The following is a 25935-nucleotide window of genomic DNA, read 5'->3' as shown; positions in this document are numbered from 1 at the left end:
TTTTTAGCCGTATTTTTGCAGCTTATTAAATTTATATATGGGATTAACTTGTGGAATTGTTGGCTTACCTAACGTAGGAAAATCAACTTTATTTAGTGCAATATCTTCGAACAAAGCTGAAGCGGCCAACTACCCGTTCTGTACGATCGAGCCTAATGTGGGTATCGTTACGGTTCCAGATGACCGATTAAATGTATTAGCTGAATTCGTTAAGCCAAATCGTATTTTACCAACCGTGATTGAATTTACAGATATCGCTGGTTTGGTGAAAGGTGCTTCTCAAGGTGCAGGACTTGGCAATAAGTTCCTTGCGAATATTCGTGAAGTGGATGCAATCATTCACGTAGTTCGTTGTTTCGAGGATGAAAACATCATTCACGTAGAAGGCCGCGTGAATCCAATTTCAGATAAGGAAATTATCGACATGGAATTGCAATTGAAAGATTTGGAATCAATCGATAAGAAAATTCAAAAAACTGAACGTGCTGCAAAAAATGGTGACGCCAAAGCAAAACAAGAGTTTGCCGCTTTGCAACAGTTTAAAGCAACACTGGAAGAAGGAAAATCGGCACGTACCGTTGTGATGGATGCAGATTTACGTGAGGTTGCAGTTGGCGATTTATGTTTGTTGACAGACAAGCCCGTAATCTACGTTGCCAATGTGGATGAGGCTTCTTTGACGAAAGGAGGTAATGAATTTGTAGATGCATTACGTGCAAATGTAGCAGCGGAGCAAGCAGAAGTTATCGTTGTATGTGCAGCATTAGAAGCCCAAATTTCTGAAATTGAAGATGTAGAGGAGCGTCAAATGTTTCTAGATGAATACGGTTTAACGGAATCAGGTTTAAGCAAATTGATTCGTAGTTCTTATGCTTTGCTTAATTTGATTACCTACTTTACGGCAGGTGTTCAAGAAGTTCGTGCTTGGACAATTCAAAAGGGTTGGAAAGCTCCGCAAGCGGCTGGTGTGATTCATACCGACTTTGAGCGTGGATTTATCCGGGCGGAGGTGATTAAATTTGCCGACTACCAAACCTATAAAAGTGAAGCGGCTTGCAAAGAAGCAGGTAAGCTAAGTGTTGAAGGAAAAGATTACATCGTTCATGATGGTGACATCATGCACTTTAGATTCAACGTTTAATTGATCGAGTTGACTCTTTGATACCCGATTAATTCATCGTATCGCTTACCTGGTTTACGTAGGTATACAAAGATTTCATAACTATTTTCGGTTTGAGCATAATTCCCTTCTAAGTAATTGGAAGGGTTTTTTGTTTCAAATCGGTAATTGTAAATTCCTTGTTTCAATTGAATGCTAGCCTCATATATCCCTGTGCTTTCATTGTAATGCATTTCATTTTCAGTTGTTTTCTGAAACTGATTAAATGCCCCGCAGACATAGATTGGTTCCAATTGTTTAGTGGCTTTTAAGCGAAAAGTACATGTGACATAATCAGCATAAAGCGGATTATTGGCATTTTCGTAGTTCTCGATAACATACGCACCATTGCTGTCATTTCGCTGTACATACGCATAGTTCCCTTGTGGGTTTTCTAATTGGGTATATAAACGCGTTTCGTTTTCCTTAACATCCCAATAATCGATGAAACTTAATTTTTGTTGCGTACTTCGAAGGTCAACTAATCGATATTCGTTTCCGCCAGCGATGGCTTGCTCGTTTTCATAGGTTGGGAAACTAATGCTCTGTTCCATCGGATTAATGATTCCTGTTGGCATTTTCGGCAGTTGATTTTGAATGATTTCATTTTGCTTTACATAGATTTTTAGATCCTCCGCCGCATTTAGCATGAGTCCGTTTGGGTATTTTAGTTTTATGTCTAGGTTTTGATGTGTACTGCGTAATGCATTGCTCCGACCAAATCGAACTTGGGTAGCAACGGTCAATTCCTGTGAATATACACAAAAGCGCTGCGTGAGGATCGTATCCCTTTTGGCTCGATTATATAACATGACTACATAATTTCCTGCCAGCTTTACACGTGGTAAGGCTATTTGATAATGCCGATAAGGTACTTTGGTACCCATGGAAGCTTGTGAATCACGGACTGGGATATCATTGAAATCCTGAAGAAACTCGATGTCTGAAAGGGGTGAAGCCGTCCAGTCCGACTGGCAATGAATCACACGCAAATAGAGCGAATTACGATTCTGCAGGGATAAGTCATCCAGCAATAAATAATTCCCTTGAGCGCTAATGTCAAAACTCGGCTGTGCCTGAATGAGCTCATGCGGAACTAACTGACTTAGATAAACACTCTTAATTTTCGGATCAACAATTCGATTTTGTAATTGCCCTATTGCAGTTAATTGGAATGAAATCAATAAAACGATGAATAGGGCGCTTCGCATATTAGCCAATTAATAACTCCCATTCGGCAGTTGTTTCTTCAAGTTTCACTTGCACCGCATGGCGTTTGCTTTCCAAAGCCTTAAGCTCATCAAATTTTGAGTCCGCAGCTACGCTGGCCATCTCGTTTTCAATCTGCTCAATTTCCTGTTCCAATTCCATGATTTGATTCTCCAACTTCTCAATAGCCTTTGCTGTATTTTGATTGACAGGTTTATGTTCAACGGGAGCTAATTCTGGCTTTGGCTTAGCAACAACCGCTTTGGCAGTCGATTGATTCGTAGGTCTGCTTGCCATCCAAGTCTCATATTCATCGAACGAACCTGGATATTCTTTAATCTCATGATCTTCGATGTACCAAATCTTATTCGCAATATTCGAGATGAAATAACGATCGTGGGAAACGACTACGTAAGTTCCTTCGTATTGTTGCAAGGCTTGGATTAAGATATTCACCGACTGCATGTCCAAGTGATTGGTCGGCTCATCGAGTAAAAGGAAGTTGGCCTCCGAAATCAATACCTTCGCCAATGCCACGCGGGATTTTTCACCCCCAGACAATACCTTGATCTTTTTGAATACTTCTTCTCCAGAGAACAAGAAACAGCCCAAGACACTACGCAATTCCATTTCGGTTTTCGTAGTACCTGTTGCCTTTAATTCATCGATTAAGGTATTTTCTACGTTCAAACTCTCTAATTGATGTTGCGCAAAAAAGGATTCAATCACATTGTGACCTGTTCTACGCTCTCCTTCAATTTGTTCAGTACCAGAAATGACACGTAATAAGGTCGATTTCCCTTTACCATTCGCGCCAATCAAAGCAATTTTATCTCCTCTGTTAATCGTAGCAGAAGTTTTTTTCAAGATAACCTTTTCGCCATAGGCTTTTGAGATATCCTCTAAAAACAAGATAAAACGGCCAGGTTCTGTCCCAAAATTGAATTTGAAATTTACCTTCGCTTTTTCATCGATGACATCATCAATAATGTCGATCTTTTCCAATGCTTTTACACGGGATTGTACTTGACGCGATTTGGAAGCCTTCGCTTTAAAGCGCTCGATAAAACGTTCCGTTTGACGAATTTGAGCTTGTTGGTTTTCAAAAGCTCCCTTTTGTATTTCGTTACGCAAGGATTTTTCCTCCGTGTAATAGGAATAATTTCCAGGGTATAAAGTGATTTTTGCACCAGATACCTCAGCAATATGATCAATCGTACGATCTAAGAAATAACGATCATGGGAAACAACCACAATGGCGCCTTCGTAATCGTGAATGTAATTTTCTACCCATTCAATCGACGGTAAGTCCAAGTGGTTGGTCGGCTCATCGAGTAATAATAGGGAAGGTTTTTGTAAAAGTAATTTGGCCAACATCACCCGCATACGCCATCCTCCAGAGAAAAGTCGCAAAGGCCGATTTAAATCATCCGTATTGAAGCCCAATCCTTCCAGAATTTCTTCGGTTTTAGACTGAATCGTATAGCCATCTAAACGTTCGAATTCCTCTTGTAATTTGGCAAGTAAATCCACATCCTTGTCCTCATAATTTGTTTCCATCTTATATAAGACTTGGTCAATCTCCTTCTGAAGTTCTAGTTGGCGGCCAAACGCCTGCATCGCCACCTCCAAAATACTATCATCCGTTTGGTAGGAGAGTAGATCTTGATTTAAAAATCCGATGGTACAATCGCCCGACTTCGAGATATTCCCTCCATCTGGTGTGTATTCACCTGAAATTAAGCGAAGCAAGGTTGATTTACCTGTACCATTCGCCCCAATGAGGCCAATTTTCGCTTTAGGTTTGATGTGAAGATTGGCTCCTTCGTATAGGGCCCGACTACCGAAATAGAAATTTAGATTGGATATTGATAACATGAATGCAAAGATAATCGTTTATCTTCAATCCACAGGTCTATCAGGCCAAACGATTTCGTGCATTTGCTCCTCCTAAATGTGGGCAGGCTAACAAGTCATTGAAATTATCATAAGCAATCGGTGTTTTGTGATATCCGTAAGCTTTGGATAAAGTCATTGTTCGGTTGTTGTCGCCCATCGAAAGTTCGATGTCATCCATCGTCATTTGGCAAGGATGCTCATAACCACAGGCATGTGTGATTTCAGCTATTTCTTTTACTAAGGTGTAATGATACCGGTAATAACGCTCACTTTTTAAGGTGATGTCAATCCCAGCTTGTAACCATTTATTGGAAGTTGCAATCCCCGTAGGGCAATGATTGGTATGGCATTTTTGAGCCTGAATACAACCGATGGACATCATGGCTTCGCGGGCGATATTGATGGAATCGGCACCCATGGCGAAGGCCAACAAGGCTTTTTCAGGGAAACCTAATTTCCCGGAAGCAATGAAATAGATCTTGTCGGTCAAATCATGGCGCTGAAATATCTGATAAACTTTAGCAAATGCAAATGTAAAAGGCATTGATACGTGATCCGCAAAAGCGTGTGGTGCGGCGCCTGTTCCTCCTTCGCCACCATCAATCGTGATGAAATCGGGTCCTTTGCCTGTTTTAGCCATATATGCGGCTAGTTCTTCCCATTGTTCTAATTTTCCAATGGCTGATTTTACACCTACAGGCAAGCCAGTTTCATTGGCCATGGATTCGATGAAATTCACCATTTCTGGGACATTGCTGAATTGCGCATGGAAAGCAGGAGAGATTGCGTCTTTGCCCATGGGAATATGGCGAATTTCCGCAATTTCTTGGTTGATTTTCGAGGCTGGCAACATGCCTCCTTTACCAGGTTTAGCGCCTTGAGACAATTTTAATTCGATGGCGCGAAGCTGTGGATTCTCCTCCACTTTTTGCTTCAATTTATCCATCGAGAAAGTTCCATCTAATTCTCTTACACCAAAATAGGCCGTTCCGATATTCAAAACAACATCTGCGCCAAACTGGTGATATGGAGATAATGAACCTTCTCCCGTATTGTGGTAGCAACCAGCTAATTGGGCTCCTTTGTTTAATGATTCAACGGCTTTTGCCGAAAGGGAACCATAACTCATTCCTGATATATTGACAACCGAGTAGGGTCGAAAAGGTCTTTTACGGTTATGGTATTGCCCGATTACCTTTGTTGCAGGCAAAACGCCAGGGTTTTTCTTGCTTGGATGATTTGCTGGAGGATTATAACCCATCATGGCATTCTTGATGAAGATATAGCCCGGTGAATTAAAGTCTTGATCGGTTCCAAATCCTTGTAAGTTATTCTCGTTTTTGGATGAGGCATAAATCCAAGAACGTTCTTGTCGGTTGAAAGGTAATTCTTCCCGGTTATTGGCAACAATATATTGTCGCAATTCAGGACCTATTTGCTCGAGCCAATAACGTATATGCCCAACGATAGGAAAATTATGTGTGATGGTGTGACTTTTTTGAACGAATACGTCACGGATGATAACGGCTACTAAAACAATTCCGACCCAGAACCAAGCTGAGTTTACCCATTGATTGATTTCCATTTGTTGATGATTTTAGAACAAATTTGATAAATTTTTCCCAATTCTTATTTTTATCTTTGTTGTTAAATTTTGTTATGCAAGTAGACTACAAACAACTCAAGCAATTTGTCAGTTCCGTTTTTGAATCCATCGGTTGCCCAGAGCAAGATGCGGATTTAGCGGCGCATGTTTTAGTATCAGCGGATGCCAGAGGAATTGATTCGCATGGCGTGGCTCGATTAGCAGGATATGTTCGCTTATATGACAATGGGCGCTTAAATCCGAAACCTCAAATTCAAATCTTACATGAGAGTCCTTCAACTGCTCTAGTAGACGGGGATCGTGGTTTAGGACTTGTTGTGGCTCCCAAGGCGATGGAAATTGCCACGGAAAAAGCAGCGATTGCAGGAACGGGTTGGGTTGCGGTACAGAATTCTAATCACTTTGGTATAGCGGGGTATCATGCCATGAAGGCTGTGGAGAAAGATATGATTGGCTGGGCCATGACACATGCTGCTCCTTTAGTGACGCCAACTTTCTCTCGGGAAAAATTATTGGGTACAAACCCAATTGCTGTGGGGATTCCTGCCAACGAAGAACCTGCTTTTTTAGCTGATTTCGCCTCTACGGCTGTGGCTTATGGAAAATTAGAGATATTGCAACGCAAAGGTTTAGATACACCTTCGGGTTGGGTACAAGATAAAGATGGTAATCCCTGCAATGATGCCTTTGCGATTAAAAATGGGGGAGCCTTATTGCCTTTGGGAGGTGACCGAGAACATGGGTCTCATAAAGGATATGCCTTAGGCGCAATTGTGGATATTTTATCCGGAGTTCTTTCTGGGGCTAATTTTGGTCCTTGGGTTCCTCCGTTTGCTACGGCTGGTTTTATGCAAGCAGGTGAAACGGTGGGAAATGGAACAGGTCATTTTTTAGGTGCAATGCGCATTGACGCATTTCGACCGGCAGAAGCGTTTAAAGACGATATGGATAAATGGATCAAACGTTTCCGTGCTGCTGATGCGGTTGAAGGACAGAAGGTTATTATTCCAGGTGATCCTGAACGTGAATTAGAAAAGATACGTCTGCATGAAGGGATTCCGTTATTGGATCCGGTAGTTGCCGACTTAAAAGGCTTAGCGAGTCGTTTTTCATTAGATTTTAATATTGCTTAAGATGGTTTCAAATAAAAAAATCAAGATTTTTATCCTTGTGTTTTCGTTGGTGACAGCGATGTTCTCGTATTACGTTTGGCAAATTTTCAAAACGCCTAATTTTAATGTGAAAGGAGATTCTTATGCCATTTTAATTCCCAAAGGAGCTGATTTTAAACAAGTCTTGGATAGCTTAGATAAACACGATGTTGTTCGGGATAAATTAAGTTTTCGTTTCTTGGCAAAGGTGTTAGGGGTTGCTGAAAAAGTGAAGCCAGGTCGCTATTTGGTAGGACCTGAAACAGGTAACTGGGAATTATTGCGAAAGATGCGCAACGGCCGACAAGATGCCTTACGAATTACCATCAATAACTTTCGTTTAAAGGAAGACATCGCGGGAAAGTTGGGCAAGCAATTACCCTATGATTCTACCTACATCATGAAAATGTTGGATTCAAGTGCAATTACCGAGCAATACGGTTACAGCCCTGAAACCATCGCATGTCTATTCATACCGGATACCTATGAGGTATTTTGGACATCATCTTTTGATAATTTCATGAAGAAAATGGAGAAGGCAAATAAACGTTTTTGGAATAAAAAGCGCGTTAACCAAGCGTCAGCTTTGGGAATGACGCCTATTCAAGCGGGTATTTTAGCTTCGATCGTTTATGGTGAAAGTAAGGAATCAGCTGAACAAGCTCGGATTGCGGGTGTTTATTGGAATCGTTTTCGTACAGGAATGCCACTTCAAGCGGATCCAACGATTGTTTTCGCATGGAAAGACTTTACGATAAAACGTGTGACAGGAAAGTATACAGCTATTAATTCTCCATACAATACGTATCGGAAAGTAGGCTTACCTCCAGGACCTATTTCAATTCCTCCGGTGGATGTTATTGATAAAGTATTGAATTTAGAGAAACACGAGTATCTTTATTTCTGCGCGAAAGAAGATTTTTCTGGCTTCCATAATTTTGCCAAAACTTATCCAGAACACATGCAAAATGCAGCCAAGTATCAAGCTGCCTTAGATGCTCGTAAAATTAAATAAGATGTATTCACACGCTGTTAAATACCGAGTTTGTTATGCGGATACCGACCAAATGGGCTATGTCTATTATGGGAATTATGCGCGTTTGTATGAAATTGCTCGCGTGGAAACGCTGCGAAGTTTAGGCGTTAGCTATAAATCATTGGAAGATAATGGCATAGGTCTTCCGGTGGCAGAACATTATACCAAATTTATTGCTCCAGGTTTATACGACGATGAGTTGACTGTTATTTGTCAGGTTGATATGTTGCCTACGGCTAAAATTGTCTTCTCTTACCGGATCAAAAATGAGGCGGGTGACTTGATTAATGAAGGGAAGACAACTTTGGTTTTTATGGATTTAAAGACGAAAAAGGTCATTAAGGCACCTGATTTTATTATGAATGCATTAATGCCCTATTATTCTATATGAGGAAAAATTTACTAGATGAGATAAAGCAGATTTGGCGTGAATACGAAGAGCATTATGTACTCGTTCGCATCATCTCTATTTTATATCAAAAGGTTTTTCAATTTGATATTGATGTGCGTGCGGCTGCCGTAGCTTATAATTTTACCTTAGCCGTTTTCCCTACGATTATCTTTCTATTTTCTTTGCTTCCTTATTTGCCCGTAGAGCATCTGGATTACAAGATTATCAGTTTCATCAAGGCAACAGTGCCTAAAAATTTACAAAGCGATTTGACTGAATTGATTACAGAAATCGTGAATAAGAAAAGGGGAGGAGTCGTTTCTTTTGGTTTCTTTTTTGCGCTTTATGCGAGTACAAGTGGAATTATGGCCTTAATGCGCTCATTTAATTTGACGTATAAGACAAGTGAGAACAGAGGATTTATTAAGGAACGACTTGTAGCGGTAGGCTTAAACTTCTTGTTGACTTTTGTTTTGATTACTTCCTTTATGGTCTTTATTTTAGGTAATTTTGTTGTTAAATATTTGGCCAAAGAGGGTATTTTAGAATACAATTTTACGTTCTATCTGACGAAGGTTTTGACCTATTTTGTCATCTTCTCGGTCTTCTTCTTTACGATTTCATTGATTTATTATTATGCGCCTGCGATACATAAACGTTGGAAGTTTTTCAATGCAGGTTGCATAACTGCCTCTATTTTAACGATTTCTATTTCGAATTTATTCTCTTATTATTTAGTCAATTTTGCCAGTTATCATAAGGTTTATGGGTCCATTGGCTCACTGATTGCCTTAATGGTTTGGTTGTATTTTGTTGCCTTGATTTTGATTGTGGGTTTTGAAATTAATGCGAGTATCGACCAAGTTAAAATTGAGGAGTTGGAGGACGAGCAACAAGGCTCCGATTTCTTTTTAAATTTTTAAGATGGCAGCTGAAATCAAAAAAATATACGACAAAAATAATTCGCAAGAATTGATAGATCAGGTTGTCAAATTGCTTGAAAAAGGCGGTGTGATTATTTACCCGACTGATACCATGTATGCGATGGGTTGTTCAATTCAGAGCCAACAAGCTGTTAATCGTATTTGCGAAATCAAGCAGATTAAACCTGCTAAAAATCGCTTTAGTTTTATTTGTGCGGATTTAAGTTCGATTGCGAATTTTGCCAAAGTAAGTGACTTTGCCTTTAAATTATTAAAACACTATTTACCCGGCCCATATACATTTGTTTTGCCTGCTAGTTCAAAGGTGCCTTCTGTTCTTGTTCAAGGTAAGAAAACAGTAGGTATTCGAATACCTGATTATCAACCCATATTAGACATCGTGAAGCAATTGGGCCATCCCTTGTTGACGACAACATTGCCACAGGACGGTTTGGAAGTAGAAGAATATACAGATCCTAGTCTCATCTTTGAACGCTACGAAAATCAAGTTGATTTAGTCTTAGATGGTGGCTATGGTGGACACTTTCCTTCATCAGTCATCGAAATTTCTGAAGATAGTGTCGAAATTATTCGAGAAGGTGCTGGTGATGTAAGTGACTTCGACTAATTACCATTTAATTAGCGTGGCATCTGGTTTTGTGTGTTTCCAGCGACGATGCGACCATAAATATTGTTCGGGATATTGAACAATGGATTTCTCCAATCTACGCGCAAAGCGTTCGATAATCTCTCCTTTAGGTAAATCGGTGTAATCGGGATTAGCGATAGGTTCAAAGCTCATGATGTATTTTCCGCGTTCTTTACGGATTAATTCCACAAAAACAACCGGGTAATTATAGTCCCTAGCAAATCGCTCCATACCGGTAAAAAAAGCGGTATCTTGATTTAAAAAAGTAGTCCAATACGCTGATTCAGGTTTTTGGGGTGCTTGATCAGCTGCTAAACATATACCTCTTGCGATGTCTTTTCTTTCACGTGTAGCCAAAATGGATTCGCGTTTTTCTAATAATGTTACACCTGGAAACCTACTTCTCACTTCCATTGTAAATTGATTAAACGCCGGATTGTTCAGTTTTTGATAAACAACATCATACAGGTTTTTGGATAAGGCGAGTCGGTGAATAGCCCATTCCCAGTTACCTTGATGTCCAGCTACAAGTACAACGGGCGTTCCTGCTTGTAAGTAATCGGAAATAAAATGTTCATTAACCATTTGAACGCGGTCCAACATCTCTTCTTGACTGATGGATACACCGTAAAAGAATTCCACTAATTGGTCAGTTAGATACCCATAAAAACGAAAGCTTAATTCCTTGATTTCCTTGGGATTAAGATTTGGGAATGCGTGGAAAATATTTTTGGTAATAACTTCTTTTCGGTATCCGATGATGTAATAAAAGACCCATTTGACACCAGTAGCAAGTGTGTACAAAATGAAAAGTGGCATGCGGCCTAAAAGCTTGTAAAAAAACATCATGGCTAGTTTGTCGAGTTAATCGCTGATATCTGCTATTTTTGCAAATATCCACTTATTTTTTGAATGCACATTGATATTCAGTATTTACCTTCTTTAGAATATTGCGCGCTAATTTTTGCGGAACCTCAAATTGAATTTGAAGTTTTTGAGAATTTTCCCAAACAAACCTATCGCAACCGAAGCTATATTTTAGGGGCCAATGGGGTGGAATTATTGAGTATTCCCATTATTCAAGGTGCCTCTGGAAAGCAACTCACGAAGGACGTTCAAATTGACTATTCACAAGATTGGATCAGAAAACATAAAGGAGCGATTCAAGCGTCTTATGGTAAGGCTCCTTTTTTTGAACATGTCGAGCCATTTATCGATCAGATATTTGCAAAAAAAAGTAAATTTTTAGTAGATTTAAATATTCAATTTTTAAATACAATTGCACGTTTTTTGCAAAAAAAACCTCAGTTTAGCTTCACAGAATCATTTAATGAAGCGCCTGAAAATTCCTTTTGGAATGTAATTGATTCAAAAAAAGAATATTCCTCGCGAAATATTTACGTTCCTGTTGCGTATAGACAATGTTTTGGCACGGAATTTGTTGCTAATCTGTCCGTTTTAGATTTAATTATGAATTACGGAATTGAATCGCGTGAAATATTACAAAAGAGTTTGAACAAATAATGGCTTAGGTGCGTTTTGAATATTATTAATTAGGGAAATATGGAGGCTAAGTTTTCAAATAAGGTAAAAGAAGTAATTGCATTAGCTCGTGAAGAGGCCTTGCGATTAGGACATGATTACATTGGTACCGAACATTTAATGTTAGGTATCATTCGTGATGGTGAAGGACCAGGTATTGAATTATTACATAAATCAGGCGTTTCTTTGGATCAATTGCGCCAGAGTATTGAACATTCTACGGCATCGACTAGTCGTTCGAATTTTGATAAGCAAAGCATGTTGAACATTCCTCTGACGAAGCAAGCAGAGAAAGTATTGCGTTTGACATATCTAGAAGCAAAATATTTCAAAACGAATTTAGTGGGTACGGAACATTTGTTGATGGCTATCTTACGCGATGAAGACAATGTGGCGACTCAGATTTTGGAGAAATACCAAGTTCATTATGATTTAATCAAAGAAATGGTGGAATTCCAATCAAGCAATTCGCAAGATAATACCCCAAAAGCAAGTTCGGATACGGATGATTCTGATGACGATAATCGTCTGTTTGGTGGTTCGGGTTCAGGTGCGCAAGGCGGTTCAAGTAGTTCTTCAACAGCAAAAGCGGGTGAAAAAAGTAAAACACCTGTGCTTGATAATTTCGGTCGTGATTTAACCAAAATTGCTGAGCAAGGGAAATTAGATGCCATTGTTGGGCGTGAAAAAGAAATTGAGCGTGTTGCGCAGATTTTATCTCGTCGGAAAAAAAATAACCCCATTTTAATTGGTGAGCCTGGTGTAGGTAAAACAGCTATCGCTGAAGGTTTAGCGCTTCGCATCATTCAAAAGAAAGTCTCACGTGTGTTATTTGGCAAACGAGTTGTTACCTTGGATATCGCTTCGTTGGTTGCAGGTACGAAATATCGTGGTCAATTTGAGGAGCGTATGAAGGCCGTGATGAATGAATTGGAGAAGTCGACTGATGTAATTCTTTTCATTGATGAATTACATACGATTGTAGGAGCGGGTGGTGCTTCAGGTTCTTTGGATGCTTCCAATATGTTTAAGCCTGCTTTAGCGCGTGGCGATATACAAGTTATTGGTGCGACGACGTTGGATGAATACCGACAATACATCGAAAAAGATGGTGCTTTGGCCCGTCGTTTTCAAACGGTGATGGTTGATGCCACAACAGTTGATGAAACCATTGAGATTTTGACCAACATTAAAGATAAATATGAAGAGCATCATCATGTGATCTATACGCCTGAATCGATTGAATCAGCTGTTAAATTATCTGATCGCTATATCTCAGATCGTTTCTTGCCGGATAAAGCAATTGATGTGATGGATGAAGTAGGTGCTCGTGTTCATATTTCCAATATTCAGGTTCCTGCTGATATTGTTGCCTTGGAGAATCAAATCGAGGTGGTTAAGAAGGAGAAGAATCAAGTGGTTAAGTCTCAGAAATATGAAGAGGCTGCGCAATTACGTGATCGCGAGAAGAAATTGATTGATCAATTGGAATTAGCGAAGACCAACTGGGAAGAGGAATCGAAAAAACAGAAGTTTACAGTTACGGAAGAGCATGTAGCGGAAGTTATTGCTCAGATGACCGGTATTCCTGTCAATCGTGTCGCTGCCAAAGAAGGAGAGAAGTTGCTTCAAATGGAGCAAGAATTGACTAAACATGTGATTGGTCAAGGTGATGCGGTGAAGAAATTAGTGAAAGCTATTCAACGTACTCGTGTAGGTTTGAAAGATCCGAATAAGCCGATTGGCTCATTCATTTTCTTAGGACCTACAGGTGTAGGAAAGACAGAAATGGCTAAGGTTTTAGCGACCTATTTGTTCGATAAAGAAGATTCGTTGGTTCGTATCGACATGAGTGAGTACATGGAGAAATTCAGTGTATCTCGTTTAGTGGGAGCGCCTCCAGGCTACGTTGGTTACGAAGAAGGTGGACAATTGACGGAAAAAGTTCGTCGGAAGCCTTATTCAGTAGTTCTTCTGGATGAGATTGAAAAAGCGCATCCAGATGTATTCAATTTATTGTTACAGGTATTGGATGATGGCATTTTGACGGATGGTCTAGGCCGACGAGTTGATTTTCGTAATACGATCATCATTATGACCTCGAACATTGGAGCCCGTGATTTGAAGGATTTTGGATCGGGTATAGGTTTTTCTACGAAGTCACGTGTTGATAATATGGAAGAGCAGGCTAAATCAACGATTCAAAATGCCTTGAAGAAAGCTTTTGCTCCAGAATTTATCAACCGTTTAGATGATATCATCGTGTTTAATTCGTTAGAGCGCGCAGATTTACACAAAATCATCGATTTGCTTTTGGTGAAATTGATGACGCGTTTGGCTAACTTAGGGTTTGCTGTGGAATTGACAGAAAAAGCGAAGGATTTTATTGCTGATAAAGGATATGATCCTCAATATGGTGCGCGACCATTAAATCGGGCAATTCAAAAGTACTTAGAAGATCCTTTAGCAGAGGAAATTTTAAAAGGTGAATTAGCTGAAGGTGAAGTAATTGAGGCTGATTTTATTGCCGAGAGTGAAACATTAACATTAGTTAGAAAGAAGAAATAATACACAATAACCATTTATTACATGCAATTAGTACAAGGAAAAGTCGTTTTAGTAACCGGAGCTTCACGCGGAATTGGTCGGGCAATCGCTAATCAATTTGCACAAGCTGGCGCAAATGTTGCGTTTACCTATTTGTCATCTGTTGAAAAAGGGGAGGCTTTAGTTAAAGAATTAGAAGCTTACGGAATTAAAGCGAAAGGTTATCGTTCTGATGCATCTTTGTTTGATGCAGCTGAAGAATTAGTTAATTCAGTCGTGGCCGATTTTGGACAAATTGATGTACTGATTAATAATGCGGGTATTACGCGTGATGGTTTATTGATGCGTATGACTGAAGAGCAATGGGATGAAGTGATTCGTGTTAATTTGAAATCTGTTTTTAACTTGACTAAGGCGGTGATTAAGCCAATGATGAAAGCTAAATCAGGTTCGATTGTTAACATGACATCTATTGTGGGAGTAAAAGGAAATGCAGGTCAAGCAAATTATGCTGCCTCTAAGGCGGGTATCATTGGCTTTACGAAATCGGTGGCTCTGGAATTAGGATCTCGTAATATTCGTTGCAATGCTATTGCACCAGGTTTTATCGAAACGGAGATGACTGGTGAATTAAATGAAGCGACAGTAGAAGAGTGGAAGAAATCAATTCCGTTGAAACGCGGTGGTGAGGCTTCAGAAGTAGCGAATGTTTGCTTATTCTTAGGTTCGGATTTGTCATCTTATGTGACAGGTCAAACCATTCAAGTTGACGGTGGCCTTTTAACTTAGTATTTAATAATTACATAGCTAGCCTCAATTTTGCTTTGGCATGATTGAGGCTTTTTATTTATGCGGAATATTCTCTTTTTATTGCTTCTTATATTTGTTGCAGCCTGTAAACGTCAAGCGCTCGTTCAGGGTACACCTGCTCAATTTCAGTTGGCAACTCCTGCTGTCCGTTCTCAAACGGTGGCAATTAATTTCTCGATGCGCTATGATAGCTTGTTTCGTTATTTTCAATTAGCACCTGGCAAGCTATTATTTGATTCACAGAAACAAGAAGGGTTAGATTTTCCGTTGCAAATGACACTATTGCAACAACCTCGATTACAAATGGGTTCGAAAGGAATAACTAATTTTGAGATTCCTGTTAAAATAGATGCCCGTCCGAATATTGCAGGAATAAATACAGGTTTAATTCAAGCCAAGAGTAATATTTCTTTGGCTTTCCATTGGAATTGGCAAGATATCAATCACCATCAGTTGGTTGTACAACGCTTGAATTATCAATGGTTAGCTAAGCCTGAAATGCACGTGCTTGGTTTTCCAGTTCAGGTTCAGGGCATTGTAGACCCATTGATTCAGCGACAATTGCCTGCTATGCAAGAAAAGGTTGCCGAGCGTTTGAATCAAGCATTAAATCCGAACTCCTTGACTAATTTGTTGAACCGCGTTGACATGAATTATTCAAGTCCGCTAGGGCAAGTGTCTTTGCGATCTTCCGATGTGGATGTACATGATTTAAATTTTAATTCATCAGGTATAACAGGTAAATTATTGGTTCGATCAGCCCTGATACTTGGAGAATCTGTCATTAATCAGCCCAACCGTTGGCTTGAGATGAAGGATCAAAATCAAGCGCTTCCTTTTCAGGTATCGTTAGATTATGATAAATTATCGGGGCTTATCAGTCAATCACTGCACGCCAAACCTGCTAATATGATGATTCGCGGTGATTCATTAGGACTTCATGTGCAAGTTAAAGGATTAGGTACATCGGAAGCAATTGCCAATATGATTATTGTTCCTGCGCTTTTAGATTCGAGTAAAATAGGGTTGAATGTAAAGGGTTTTCAGGTGGAAGGGGTTCCATTTTTCTTGCGTGGACATGTTAAGCGTAAGGTTTTAAAGGCATTAATGGCTTATTCTTGGTCTTCATCGGAAGCTTTAAATCTACTCAATCAAAATACTTGGGGCCTGGGTTTGTCAAACGGAGAGCTTCGAATTCAGCAGTTGACGTATTCGGATAAAGGTTTGGGAGTTGTGGGTGAAATACGGGGAAATTGGGAGCTAAGAAAATAGTCGTACTTTTGTGTTGAGAAAATAAACCATCTTATCGCTTTTTAAAGAGGAAAGTCCGAACAACAAAGAGCGCCGTGCTTCTTAACAGGAAGGGGAATCGCAAGGTTCTACAGCTAGTGCCACAGAAAATTACCGCCTTTCGGGGTAAGGGTGAAAAGGGGGGGTAAGAGCCCACCGCTAATTTGGTGACAAATTAGGCATAGGTAAACCTCACGGGTTGCAAGATCAAATAGGCTGACTGTCGAAAGACAAAAGGGTTGCTCGTCCGATGTCAGTGGGTAGATTGCTCGAGCGAATGCGTGAGTATTCGTCAAGATAAATGATAAGAGGGCATGCAAATGCTTACAGAATTCGGCTTATCGGTTTATTTTCTCATTTTTCTTTTTTGTATTCTAGGTTAAAATCCTTATTTTTGCAGACATTTTTATTAACCGAGGGACGAGATCCTTCACAAACCCATATATAATGGCTGTTAAAATTAGATTAGCGCGTCGTGGACGCAAGAAGTTAGCAATGTTCGATGTTGTTGTTGCAGATGCTCGTGCACCTCGTGACGGTAAATTCGTAGAGAAAATCGGAACATACAATCCTAACACCAATCCAGCAACAATCGTTTTGAATGAAAAACAAGCGATCCAATGGGTATTAAATGGTGCTCAACCAACTGATACAGCGCGTGCAGTACTTTCTTCAAAAGGTATTTTGTATGCAAAACACTTACAAGTAGGTGTGTTGAAAGGTGCGTTGACACAAGAGCAAGCTGATGCGAAATTTGAAGCTTGGAAAGTAGAAAAAGCGAAGCAAGTAGAAGCAAGCAACACGAAATTAGCTCAATCAAAAGCTAAGTCGAAAGCATCTCGTTTAGAGGCTGAAGCGAAAGTTTCATCTGCGCGTGCAGAAGTAATTGCTGCTAAAAACAAGGTAGCTGATGAGGCAATCGTTGCTAGTGTTGTTGAAGCAATCAATGCTGCTGACGAAGAAGCTACAGGTGTAGAAGTTGACGAAGTAGTAGCAGAAGCTCCTGCAGTAGAAGAAGCGCCAGCTGTTGAGGAATCTGCACCAGCTGCAGAAGAGGCTCCGGCTGCTGAAGCAAGCGAAGAGGCTGCTGCTGAATAATTTTTATTAATTTTAAAGAATCATACAGATTTGTTTATCAAGTTTGTATGATTTTTTTTTGTACCTATGGCAAAGACAGAATATTTTGAATTAGGCTATCTCGCAAAGCCACACGGATTAAAAGGCGCATTTCATGTGTTTATGGATGTGGATGATCCTTATGAATACGAAGATTTGGATGCAGTATTTGTCCAACAGGGCAATGAGATGGTTCCTTATTTTATTGAGGATTTACAGATTCGTGAGAATTTGAACTTGATGAATTTGGAAGGGATTGAATCCTTAGATGCTGCGAAAGAATTAGTAGGTTCTAAACTATTTCTTCCAGTGGCCATGTTACCCAAACTGAAAGATGACCAGTTTTATTACCATGAAATCGTCGACTATCAAGTAAATGATGAGGTATTAGGTGCTTTAGGAACTGTCAAGGAAGTTTATTCAACCGGAGCGCAAGATGTGATTATTATGATATACCAAGGGGTGGAAGTTCTCATTCCGCTAACGGATGAAATTGTACCTAAGGTAGATAAACATAATAAAGTAATTATCACCCATTTGCCTGATGGGCTATTGGATGTTTATATGAATGAGTCTTATGATGCGGATTGATATCATTTCGGTGGTTCCCAACTTAATGTCGAGTTTTTTCGAATTCTCGATATGTAAGCGTGCAGCAAATGCAGGGCTCGTGGAAGTTGTATTACATGATTTACATGATTTCTCTACCAAGAAGCATAAACAGATTGATGATTATCCGTTTGGGGGTGGAGCTGGAATGGTAATTGCGATTGAACCGTTGACGCGCTGTTTAGACCAATTGATGTCAGAGAGAAACTATGATGAAGTTATTTTCTTTTCTCCCGATGGTCTTGTGCTAAAGCAGGGTTTGGCGAATCAATTAAGCCTTTGCCAAAACATGATTTTTATCTGTGGACATTACAAAGGAATTGACGAACGGGTTCGTGAGAAATATGTAACCAAAGAGATTTCGATTGGGGATTATGTTTTATCTGGCGGTGAATTAGCGGCTGCTGTTACGGCTGATGCTATTATTCGTTTGATTCCGGGTGCAATAGGGGATGAGAGTTCTGCTTTGACTGATTCTTTCCAGGATGGATTATTGGCACCTCCCGTTTACACGCGTCCCGCTTCTTTTGAGGGCATGGATGTTCCTGAAATACTTCGTTCAGGTAATGACAAATTAATTGAGGCATGGCGCCACGAGCAAGCAGTTAAGCGCACAATGGAACGCCGACCAGATTTGTTACATGATTAAGCAAGCCTCCATAACACCACGTGTGATGATCGCCTTAGGGCTTTTGTATCTCATTTGGGGTTCCACATTTTTGAGCGTGCGTATTTTATTGGATTACTTACCCCCATTAGTCATTACCTTTTCTCGGAATTTTACAGCGGGATTTTTGCTGTTACTCTGGTCCGTGCTCGGTGGACATTGGAAGAAGATGTCGGCCAAACATTGGCGCGTACATTTGCAAGCAGGTATTTTGTTAATATCGCTTGGCAATGGTTTTATGTCCTTAGCGGGAGGAATCGTTCCCTCAGGATTTTCCTCAGTTTTTATGGCTTTGGGACCCTCACTCTTAGTATTATTTTTTTGGTTGGATGGTCGTAAACCAAGTTTTCGAAAAGCGCTAGCAACAGGCATAGGCCTATTCGGTATTGTTGCTTTGGCCTCGCAGAAGTCGCTTGCCATTCAAGGCAAAGAACAAGATTTTTTGTTGGGGATTTTCTATTTATCCGTTGCGGTACTCGCCTGGAATATAGGCGTATTTCGTACCCAAGTGACAGGTGCTAATACTTATCATTTTACGCAAGTCTGTGCGATTCAAATGCTTTTTGGAGCCTTCGTCGTATCCATCATAAGTTATGCGCATGGCGACTTTCAAGTAGTTAACGTTATGGAATTGCCTTGGAAAGCTTGGTCGGTATTTTTTTATTTAGCTTTGATTGGCAGTATGCTAGGCTTCTCCTTATTTGGCTATTTGTCAAAAGCCTGTGATGCGACATTGGTCGCAACATACACCTATGTGAACCCCGTTATTGCATTAATTTTGGGTAATTTAATTCTGGATGAGTCTTTAAGTATTGGATTGCTTTTAGCCAGTTTCCTGATTCTATCTGCAGTTGTGTTAATTACGACAGAAAAAACCAAAACGAATTAAGTATGAAATATCTTTTGACAATTGGACTTATGATGACATTGATTTCTGCGCAGGCCCAATCCCCTCAGGCATTATATCCAGGAGAAATTCCGAATTATATAGCAGGACCCAACACGGAAAGTGCTACGATTACGGGCGGAATTTTACGTATTTCCAATGTTACAGATCCTGTATATAAAGTCTACCTTGCACCTGAAAATCAACAAGCCAAGAAACCTTTAGTGATTATATTTCCTGGTGGCGGATATCGAATTCTTGCAGCATCTCACGAAGGAAGTGATATCGCACGAAAATTGAACGAAATTGGTGTGCATGCAATGGTGGTTCATTATCGATTGCCAGATAGCACGCGGCAGGTGGAAAAGCAATTTGCGCCTTTGCAAGATGCCCAACAAGCGATTCGGGTAGCACGCCAATCAGCTAAACTTTGGAATGTAGATTCAACAAAAATTGGAGTAATGGGTTTTTCTGCTGGTGGTCATTTAGCAGCTAGTGCAGCGACTCATTACCAGACGGACTATACGAAAATCAATGATGGTCAAAACTTACGGCCTGATTTCCAATTATTGATTTACCCTGTGGTAACATTCCGTTCTTACAGTCATTCAGGATCTGTGAATAGTTTATTGGGGAAAAATAAAACAGAAGAGTTTTTGCATTTGTTCTCCAACGAGGAACAAGTGAATCCTATGACACCTCGTGCATTTATTGTACATGCTGCTGATGATGGTGCCGTTCCAGTAGCGAATGCACTTAATTATGCAAGCGCTCTTGTGACCAATAAAGTCCCCGTGGATTTACACATCATGGCCAAAGGCGGTCACGGGTTTGGATTAACTAATAAGACAACAGAAGAATATTGGTTTGATCGTTTGGCTACTTGGTTTAAAACGTTCTAATTGATTTCTCTTTTTTTCATCAAGTAATAAAAAGGAATACCGGCTAATACAATTCCCAAACCAATAGAAGAGGGCACCGTTTTGGTATAAAGGAGATTTACAGAGATGAAAAGCAGTAATCCTAAATAAACCACAAACAATATTTGGTCCTTTATTGCTAATTTTTCCTGCATGATTCGTTGGTTGAATACGGCTAAAACCGTTAAAAAGTAGAACAGTAGAATAGCGAAGACTGTAAAATCTAACAAGCTATTATACGAACCAGAAAAACATAGTAAAATGGCCCAAACGCCTTGAATGATTAAGGAATAGGCTGGGGCATTATTCTTATTGACTTCTGCGGCTTTTTTGAAGAATAATTTGTCGTGTGCCATTGCTTCGAACAATCGACCTCCGGCTAGAATAATACCATTATTGCATCCGAACGTGGAAATCATAATCAAGATAGCCATAACAAGCGCCCCCACATTTCCTAAGACGGTTTGAAGAGCTGCCGAACCTAGTCGGTCCTGACTCGCGAACATGATTCCTCTTAAATAGCTCGTTGATCCATTCGGATCCCCTTGCAAGGGTAATATGGCTAGGTAGGCAATATTGGTTAATAAATACAATGCGCAAACAAGAGCTGAACCATAAACTAAGCCTTTTGCAATGGTTTTCTGTGGATGTTCAAAATCTTGGCTGGCAAAAGTAACATTGTTCCATGCGGAAGAAGAAAACAAGGGGCCAATCATTGCTGCCCCAAAGATGCTGAATAGGGTCGTAGTAGATACATATTCCACTTGATTTGTAACTGGATTCAGCGTATTCCCCTCAGCAAAGAAGTTGGCGAAATGAATCCATTCATTTTGAAGCCCAACGAAGAGTCCGATGATAATAATGAGGATGATGGCTCCAATTTTGGTAACTGTAAATACATTTTGAATAATAGCTGCGAATGAAATTCCTTTCAAATTAGCACCTGTCAAAATAACAATTAACAATGCGGCCAAAATTTGCTGCGTTGTGATAAATGAACCTAACAAAGGAATATCGTTGATATAATCTGGCCAGATGAATCCCGTGTATTTGGCGAAGGCAACAGCAACTGCGGCAATTGTGCCTGTTTGAATCACTAAAAAGGTAGTCCAACCAAATAGAAATCCGGTTAATGGATTATAAGCTTCTTTTAAATAGATGTATTGTCCGCCCGTTGCTGGGAATTTACTCGAAAGTTTGCCGTACGCATAAGCGCCCGTAACAGTAAGAAAACTTGTTAGAATCCATGTGCCAATCCACCAAATAGGAGAGGTTAACGAGCGACCTACTTCAGAACTGACCAAAAAGATTCCGGAACCTATCATCGAACCCATTACTAAAAGGGTTGCATCTGTCGTGTTTAATTTCTTGCTCATATTGGGATTGTGCTAATAATACAATTGCTTGAATTCTTTTAATTTTTCAAAGTTGCACAAATTTTAAACGGATTTTAACCCACTTTTTAAATAATTATAAAATGTAATCGTTTCCGTAATCGTTTACGGAAAAAAATTAAATAAAATCATTGAATTTTAATATCTCGCTTGTTTATATTAGAGCATGTATGATTGTGGCAAATGAGCTCACTTTCATTAATTAAAAGAAAAGTACAAATCCATGATGATGAGTAAAAAAGTGATTATTGATGAGGTAGCTATTTGGGATCAATTTCGTGCCGGTGATCAGAGAGCTTTCACAGAATTGTATCAACATTTTGTTCAGCCTTTATATTCTTATTCTATGGGGGTTACCGCCGATAAGGAATTAATTAAAGATTGTTTGCATGATCTTTTTGTTGAGTTGTGGCGGAATCATGCGACAATCGGGCCTACAACCAGTGTGAAGTATTATTTGATGGCCTCCATCAAGCGGAAATTAATTCGTCATATGGAAACTCAAATGAAGAATCAGGTACATCATAGCAATTACATGATTGATTTCACCGAAGCGGATCATTCGCAAGAAGCCATTTTAATTAAGTATGAAGAAGAGATTCGTGCAAACAAGCAACTGACTGTTTGTCTGAATATGCTTAGTAAACGCCAAAGAGAGGCTATTTCTTTGCGCTTTTTTCAAAATATGGATACTGATCAGATTTCAGATTCGATGAAAATTAATCCACAATCTGTGTACAATTTGATTTTTGGAGCATTGCGCGTAATGAAAGAAGGGTTGATGCGGGAGCGTGCAGTTGCATAAAATTGCATAATTGCAATTATTATTTGAGTAAATCGGTGTTGTGTACTGCTTTATAGGGTTAAAGCTAGAACTACATTGATGTCAAAAGATTTAAAAGACAGTTTACTGCGACGGAATGATTACCGTAAACGTTTATGGAGACTGTTTTTAAAGAAATTCTCTCAGAGGAACTGGTTACTTCAAAGGGAAATGATAATTCAACAAAACCAGCTTAGTCACGATGAATGCGAAGCGTTGTGGGCTAAGATTAACTTTACTTTGCAAACCTTAAACTAAAATTTTTCTAACCTATGAGAAAACAATTACTTTCCAAGGTTCTTTTTAGCATGTTTTTCGTGCTAATGGGAATTCAAATGCTTGCTCAGGACCGAACGGTTACTGGACGAGTGACTGCCTCTGATGATGGATCAGGTATTCCAGGGGCTAGTATTTCGATTAAAGGTACTTCTAAAGGTACATCTTCAGACGCTGATGGTAATTATAAGATTACTGTTTCCGGTTCGTCTGTTTTGACTTTTTCATCGGTGGGTTTTAATTCACAAGATGTAACTGTTGGAAATAAATCTCAAATCAATGTAGCCTTAGCTGCTGATACAAAAGCATTAACTGAGGTGGTTGTTGTAGGTTACGGTACCCAAAAGAAAAGCCAATTAACGGGAGCAATTTCTTCAGTAACCTCTAAACAAATCACTGAGATGCCTATCACTAACCTTGGTCAAGCGATGCAAGGTCGTGTTGCGGGTGTCGACGTAGCGCAATCAGGTTCAAAGCCAGGTACAGTACCAAAGGTTTTGATTCGGGGTCGTCGTTCATTCAATGCGGGTAATGATCCTTTATATGTTGTTGATGGTATCCCATTATCAAGTGGTTATGAAGATATGAACCCGAATGACGTTGCTTCGATGGAAATCTTAAAAGATGCAACGGCAACAGCTATTTATGGTGCTCGTGGTGCGAATGGTGTTGTGTTAATCACAACAAAACGTGGTTCTAAAGACGGTAAAACAGTTATTTCGTATGATACTTATGTAGGTTCTACACAAACGTTGGATAAAATTAATCTATTCACTGGTGCGGAATATGCTGAAATGAAGCGTGAGTCTCGTCGTACAATTGGTACTTATAAGGATGCAAATGGTAATCTTGTACCAACTGGAGTAATGGATGCTTATGCAGATTCAAAATTGTTTACTGCGATAGAATTAGATGGTATTTCTAAAGGTCGTACGACGGATTACCAAGATTTAATGGTTAAAAAAGGTTTCCAACAAAATCACGCGATTGGTGTTCAAGGTGGAAATGAGAAAACACAATTCTCAATCAATGCAGGTTATTTCCAAGATAAAGGTATTATTGAAGGTTTAGATTTTACTCGTTATTCCATGCGTGTCAATGTTGATCACCAAGTGAACAAAGCCTTGAAAGTAGGAATTTCTTCTTATGGCATGTATGGTGTTACGAATGGTGCAAACTTAAACCCATATGGTTATTTGTTATCTCAAAACCCATTAGCGCGCGCATTTGATGATTCAGGAAATTTAATTTTCCAACAAACAGATGATGCTTTGTTAACGAACCCATTGAATGAGATTGTTAAAGGTGCTAAAATTGATGAGACTAATAAATACCGTATTTTTAACAGTATTTATGCTGAATTACAATTAGCAAAAGGTTTAAAGTACCGTGTGAACTTTGGTCCAGATTTTACGATTTCACGTAATGGACGTTTTAACGGTGCGTTAACAAATGATATCAAAGGAGGAAATCCTACAGCAACGACGGATAATCGTTTCGGTTTTAACTATACGTTGGAAAATATCTTAACGTATAACAAGCAAATCAAAGATCACAACATTGCAATTACAGCTTTACAGTCTATGCAACGTGATAATTTTGAGCAATATACACAAAGTGTAATGGGTGTTCCAGTTGAAACGCAATCCTTCTACAACTTAGCGAATGCTTCTTCTATTCAAGGGGTAGGTTCAAACTTGATTCAGTGGACAATTGCTTCTTACATGGCTCGTGTGAACTATGACTACAAAGGTAAATACCTTTTAACAGTGACAGCTCGTCGTGATGGTTCTTCTCGTTTCGGTGAAAATACGAAGTGGGGTAACTTCCCAGGGGTTGCTTTAGGTTGGAATTTACACCAAGAGAACTTCATGAAAGGTTTAACTTGGATTGATGAATTGAAGCTTCGTGCTTCGATGGCACAAGTAGGTAACCAAGGTCTTTCTCCTTACCAAACACAAGGTTTAGAAGGCAGAACTTCATATGCTTGGAATAATACTGCTGCTTATGGTTACCGTCCAAACACTATTGGTAACGCAGATTTGAAGTGGGAAACTTCTACTTCGAAGAATATTGGTGCTGACTTTAGCTTATGGAGAGGCAAAGTTTCAGGTTCAATTGAATACTATCAAACAAATACAACGGATTTGTTATTGTCGGATCAATTGCCAACTTCAACTGGTTTTGCAGCCGTTACACGTAACGTAGGTGAGACAAAGAATACGGGTATTGAAATGTCGTTGTCGACAGTAAACATTGATGCTGAAAATGGTTTCAAATGGAATACCGACTTCACTTTCTATAAGAATACAGAAGAAATCGTTTCTCTTTACAATGGAGCAAAAGATGACGTAGGTAACCGTTGGTTTATTGGAAAGCCATTGAACTCATATTATGATTACCAATACGCAGGTATTTGGCAGACAGCTGAGGCTGCTGAAGCTAAGGCGAAAGGTTTCGCTGTAGGTCAAATTAAAGTAGCGGATTCAAATGGTGATGGTAAAATTACTGCTGATGACCGTGTTTTATTAGGTTCAGATGTTCCAGCTTGGACAGGTGGTATGACAAACCGTTTCTCTTACAAAGGATTCGATTTATCATTCTTTATCTTCACTCGTCAAGGTCAAATGATTGTTTCGAAGTTCCACCAAAACTCGAACTACTTACAAGGTCGTTACAACCAGATCAAAGTGGATTACTGGACACCAAACAATCCAAATGCATATTATCCACGTCCTAACTTTAACCAAGAGTTCCCAGCTTATAATACAGCGATTATGTATTTTGATGGTTCTTTCATTAAGGTTCGTAATATCAACGTTGGTTACACGTTCCCAGCTAAAACGGCTAACAAGTTAGGTTTATCTTCTTTACGTGTTTATGCAAGTATCCAACAACCATTTATCTTCTCGAAATATCGTAGTAAGGAAAACGGTGTTGACCCTGAAACCTCAAATGGAAACGTTGATAATAATGTTACACCAGCAACTCAGGTTACGACATTTGGTTTAAATCTTAAATTTTAATCTCCG

Annotated in this window: 22 protein-coding genes and 1 other RNA gene; 18 read left to right on the top strand and 5 right to left on the bottom strand. The window is 39.5% G+C overall.

Annotation, left to right across the window (positions count from 1 at the left end):
* Positions 1–37: 37 nt before the first annotated feature.
* On the top strand, positions 38–1141 hold the full coding sequence (gene ychF / locus SKC38_RS06505; RefSeq protein WP_377976176.1) for a redox-regulated ATPase YchF: 1104 nt from the start codon (positions 38–40) through the stop codon (positions 1139–1141).
* Here the strand turns inward: ychF and SKC38_RS06500 are convergent.
* Genes SKC38_RS06500 through SKC38_RS06490 form a run of 3 tightly spaced genes read right to left on the bottom strand, consistent with a single transcriptional unit; the run spans position 1138 to position 5852 of the window.
* Positions 1138–2370, bottom strand: a complete 1233-nt coding sequence (locus tag SKC38_RS06500) for a type IX secretion system plug protein (protein WP_377976174.1) — start codon at positions 2368–2370, stop codon at positions 1138–1140. The genes ychF and SKC38_RS06500 overlap by 4 nt on opposite strands.
* A 1-nt stretch (position 2371) precedes the next feature.
* Positions 2372–4246, bottom strand: a complete 1875-nt coding sequence (abc-f, locus tag SKC38_RS06495) for a ribosomal protection-like ABC-F family protein (protein WP_377976172.1) — start codon at positions 4244–4246, stop codon at positions 2372–2374.
* 40 nt (positions 4247–4286) lie between these two features.
* Positions 4287–5852, bottom strand: a complete 1566-nt coding sequence (locus tag SKC38_RS06490) for an FMN-binding glutamate synthase family protein (RefSeq protein ID WP_377976170.1) — start codon at positions 5850–5852, stop codon at positions 4287–4289.
* A gap of 74 nt (positions 5853–5926) precedes the next feature.
* On the opposite strand from SKC38_RS06490, the gene SKC38_RS06485 reads away from it, so the two are divergent.
* The 5 genes from SKC38_RS06485 to SKC38_RS06465 are packed head-to-tail and all read left to right on the top strand — an operon-like array spanning position 5927 to position 10002.
* Positions 5927–7006, top strand: a complete 1080-nt coding sequence (locus SKC38_RS06485) for an Ldh family oxidoreductase (protein WP_377976168.1) — start codon at positions 5927–5929, stop codon at positions 7004–7006.
* Between the two features lies 1 nt (position 7007).
* The gene (gene mltG, locus SKC38_RS06480) at positions 7008–8039 is read left to right on the top strand and encodes an endolytic transglycosylase MltG (RefSeq protein WP_377976166.1); all 1032 of its coding nucleotides are present in this window, start codon (positions 7008–7010) and stop codon (positions 8037–8039) included.
* Between the two features lies 1 nt (position 8040).
* Positions 8041–8451, top strand: a complete 411-nt coding sequence (locus tag SKC38_RS06475) for an acyl-CoA thioesterase (protein ID WP_377976164.1) — start codon at positions 8041–8043, stop codon at positions 8449–8451.
* Positions 8448–9374, top strand: a complete 927-nt coding sequence (locus tag SKC38_RS06470; RefSeq protein ID WP_377976162.1) for a YihY/virulence factor BrkB family protein — start codon at positions 8448–8450, stop codon at positions 9372–9374. Before SKC38_RS06475 ends, SKC38_RS06470 begins: the two co-directional genes overlap by 4 nt.
* Position 9375: 1 nt before the next feature.
* Positions 9376–10002, top strand: a complete 627-nt coding sequence (locus SKC38_RS06465) for an L-threonylcarbamoyladenylate synthase (RefSeq protein WP_377976160.1) — start codon at positions 9376–9378, stop codon at positions 10000–10002.
* Here SKC38_RS06465 and SKC38_RS06460 read toward each other — a convergent pair whose 3' ends face one another.
* Entirely contained in the window at positions 10003–10872 is an 870-nt protein-coding gene (locus tag SKC38_RS06460) for a lysophospholipid acyltransferase family protein (RefSeq protein WP_377976158.1), read from the bottom strand.
* 63 nt (positions 10873–10935) lie between these two features.
* Here SKC38_RS06460 and SKC38_RS06455 point away from each other — a divergent pair, with 63 nt between their 5' ends.
* The 10 genes from SKC38_RS06455 (at position 10936) to SKC38_RS06410 (ending at position 20392) form a co-directional block, all read left to right on the top strand.
* Positions 10936–11547, top strand: a complete 612-nt coding sequence (locus tag SKC38_RS06455) for a WbqC family protein (protein ID WP_377976156.1) — start codon at positions 10936–10938, stop codon at positions 11545–11547.
* 39 nt (positions 11548–11586) lie between these two features.
* Entirely contained in the window at positions 11587–14133 is a 2547-nt protein-coding gene (locus SKC38_RS06450) for an ATP-dependent Clp protease ATP-binding subunit (protein ID WP_377976154.1), read from the top strand.
* A gap of 21 nt (positions 14134–14154) precedes the next feature.
* Positions 14155–14901: a 3-oxoacyl-[acyl-carrier-protein] reductase gene (gene fabG, locus SKC38_RS06445; RefSeq protein WP_377976152.1), complete on the top strand. Its 747-nt coding sequence runs from the start codon at positions 14155–14157 to the stop codon at positions 14899–14901.
* Between the two features lie 60 nt (positions 14902–14961).
* Positions 14962–16194 (top strand): DUF4403 family protein, encoded by a 1233-nt coding sequence (locus SKC38_RS06440; protein WP_377976150.1) that lies wholly within the window; start codon positions 14962–14964, stop codon positions 16192–16194.
* Positions 16195–16212: 18 nt separating this feature from the next.
* Positions 16213–16569, top strand: an RNA gene (gene rnpB / locus SKC38_RS06435) — RNase P RNA component class A.
* A gap of 90 nt (positions 16570–16659) precedes the next feature.
* Positions 16660–17310: a 30S ribosomal protein S16 gene (locus SKC38_RS06430; RefSeq protein ID WP_377976148.1), complete on the top strand. Its 651-nt coding sequence runs from the start codon at positions 16660–16662 to the stop codon at positions 17308–17310.
* A gap of 66 nt (positions 17311–17376) precedes the next feature.
* Complete coding sequence (gene rimM / locus SKC38_RS06425; protein WP_377976146.1) at positions 17377–17919, top strand: ribosome maturation factor RimM; 543 nt, start codon at positions 17377–17379, stop codon at positions 17917–17919.
* The gene (gene trmD, locus SKC38_RS06420; protein ID WP_377976601.1) at positions 17909–18586 is read left to right on the top strand and encodes a tRNA (guanosine(37)-N1)-methyltransferase TrmD; all 678 of its coding nucleotides are present in this window, start codon (positions 17909–17911) and stop codon (positions 18584–18586) included. Before rimM ends, trmD begins: the two co-directional genes overlap by 11 nt.
* The gene (locus SKC38_RS06415) at positions 18579–19493 is read left to right on the top strand and encodes an EamA family transporter (protein WP_377976144.1); all 915 of its coding nucleotides are present in this window, start codon (positions 18579–18581) and stop codon (positions 19491–19493) included. Before trmD ends, SKC38_RS06415 begins: the two co-directional genes overlap by 8 nt.
* 2 nt (positions 19494–19495) lie before the next feature.
* Positions 19496–20392: an alpha/beta hydrolase gene (locus SKC38_RS06410; protein WP_377976143.1), complete on the top strand. Its 897-nt coding sequence runs from the start codon at positions 19496–19498 to the stop codon at positions 20390–20392.
* Here the strand turns inward: SKC38_RS06410 and SKC38_RS06405 are convergent.
* Positions 20389–21786, bottom strand: a complete 1398-nt coding sequence (locus SKC38_RS06405; RefSeq protein WP_377976141.1) for an APC family permease — start codon at positions 21784–21786, stop codon at positions 20389–20391. The two genes, SKC38_RS06410 and SKC38_RS06405, sit on opposite strands and share 4 nt — an antisense overlap.
* A 241-nt stretch (positions 21787–22027) precedes the next feature.
* On the opposite strand from SKC38_RS06405, the gene SKC38_RS06400 reads away from it, so the two are divergent.
* Entirely contained in the window at positions 22028–22609 is a 582-nt protein-coding gene (locus SKC38_RS06400) for an RNA polymerase sigma factor (RefSeq protein WP_377976139.1), read from the top strand.
* A gap of 326 nt (positions 22610–22935) precedes the next feature.
* The gene (locus SKC38_RS06395; RefSeq protein WP_377976600.1) at positions 22936–25929 is read left to right on the top strand and encodes a SusC/RagA family TonB-linked outer membrane protein; all 2994 of its coding nucleotides are present in this window, start codon (positions 22936–22938) and stop codon (positions 25927–25929) included.
* Positions 25930–25935: the final 6 nt, after the last annotated feature.

Source organism: Aquirufa echingensis, from assembly GCF_042714525.1.
GTDB classification, from domain to species: Bacteria; Bacteroidota; Bacteroidia; order Cytophagales; family Spirosomataceae; genus Aquirufa; species Aquirufa echingensis.
This window is presented reverse-complemented; position numbering and strand designations above follow the sequence as displayed.

Coding starts and splice junctions, on each gene's coding strand:
- SKC38_RS06485 (WP_377976168.1), top strand. CDS start 5,927: ATGCAAGTAGACTACAAACAACTCAAGCAATTTGTCAGTTCCGTTTTT.
- SKC38_RS06450 (WP_377976154.1), top strand. CDS start 11,587: ATGGAGGCTAAGTTTTCAAATAAGGTAAAAGAAGTAATTGCATTAGCT.
- SKC38_RS06415 (WP_377976144.1), top strand. CDS start 18,579: ATGATTAAGCAAGCCTCCATAACACCACGTGTGATGATCGCCTTAGGG.
- rimM (WP_377976146.1), top strand. CDS start 17,377: ATGGCAAAGACAGAATATTTTGAATTAGGCTATCTCGCAAAGCCACAC.
- SKC38_RS06490 (WP_377976170.1), bottom strand. CDS start 5,852: ATGGAAATCAATCAATGGGTAAACTCAGCTTGGTTCTGGGTCGGAATT.
- fabG (WP_377976152.1), top strand. CDS start 14,155: ATGCAATTAGTACAAGGAAAAGTCGTTTTAGTAACCGGAGCTTCACGC.
- SKC38_RS06410 (WP_377976143.1), top strand. CDS start 19,496: ATGAAATATCTTTTGACAATTGGACTTATGATGACATTGATTTCTGCG.
- SKC38_RS06500 (WP_377976174.1), bottom strand. CDS start 2,370: ATGCGAAGCGCCCTATTCATCGTTTTATTGATTTCATTCCAATTAACT.
- SKC38_RS06455 (WP_377976156.1), top strand. CDS start 10,936: ATGCACATTGATATTCAGTATTTACCTTCTTTAGAATATTGCGCGCTA.
- SKC38_RS06405 (WP_377976141.1), bottom strand. CDS start 21,786: ATGAGCAAGAAATTAAACACGACAGATGCAACCCTTTTAGTAATGGGT.
- SKC38_RS06470 (WP_377976162.1), top strand. CDS start 8,448: ATGAGGAAAAATTTACTAGATGAGATAAAGCAGATTTGGCGTGAATAC.
- SKC38_RS06460 (WP_377976158.1), bottom strand. CDS start 10,872: ATGATGTTTTTTTACAAGCTTTTAGGCCGCATGCCACTTTTCATTTTG.
- ychF (WP_377976176.1), top strand. CDS start 38: ATGGGATTAACTTGTGGAATTGTTGGCTTACCTAACGTAGGAAAATCA.
- trmD (WP_377976601.1), top strand. CDS start 17,909: ATGCGGATTGATATCATTTCGGTGGTTCCCAACTTAATGTCGAGTTTT.
- mltG (WP_377976166.1), top strand. CDS start 7,008: ATGGTTTCAAATAAAAAAATCAAGATTTTTATCCTTGTGTTTTCGTTG.
- SKC38_RS06465 (WP_377976160.1), top strand. CDS start 9,376: ATGGCAGCTGAAATCAAAAAAATATACGACAAAAATAATTCGCAAGAA.
- SKC38_RS06475 (WP_377976164.1), top strand. CDS start 8,041: ATGTATTCACACGCTGTTAAATACCGAGTTTGTTATGCGGATACCGAC.
- SKC38_RS06395 (WP_377976600.1), top strand. CDS start 22,936: ATGTTTTTCGTGCTAATGGGAATTCAAATGCTTGCTCAGGACCGAACG.
- SKC38_RS06430 (WP_377976148.1), top strand. CDS start 16,660: ATGGCTGTTAAAATTAGATTAGCGCGTCGTGGACGCAAGAAGTTAGCA.
- SKC38_RS06400 (WP_377976139.1), top strand. CDS start 22,028: ATGATGATGAGTAAAAAAGTGATTATTGATGAGGTAGCTATTTGGGAT.
- abc-f (WP_377976172.1), bottom strand. CDS start 4,246: ATGTTATCAATATCCAATCTAAATTTCTATTTCGGTAGTCGGGCCCTA.
- SKC38_RS06440 (WP_377976150.1), top strand. CDS start 14,962: ATGCGGAATATTCTCTTTTTATTGCTTCTTATATTTGTTGCAGCCTGT.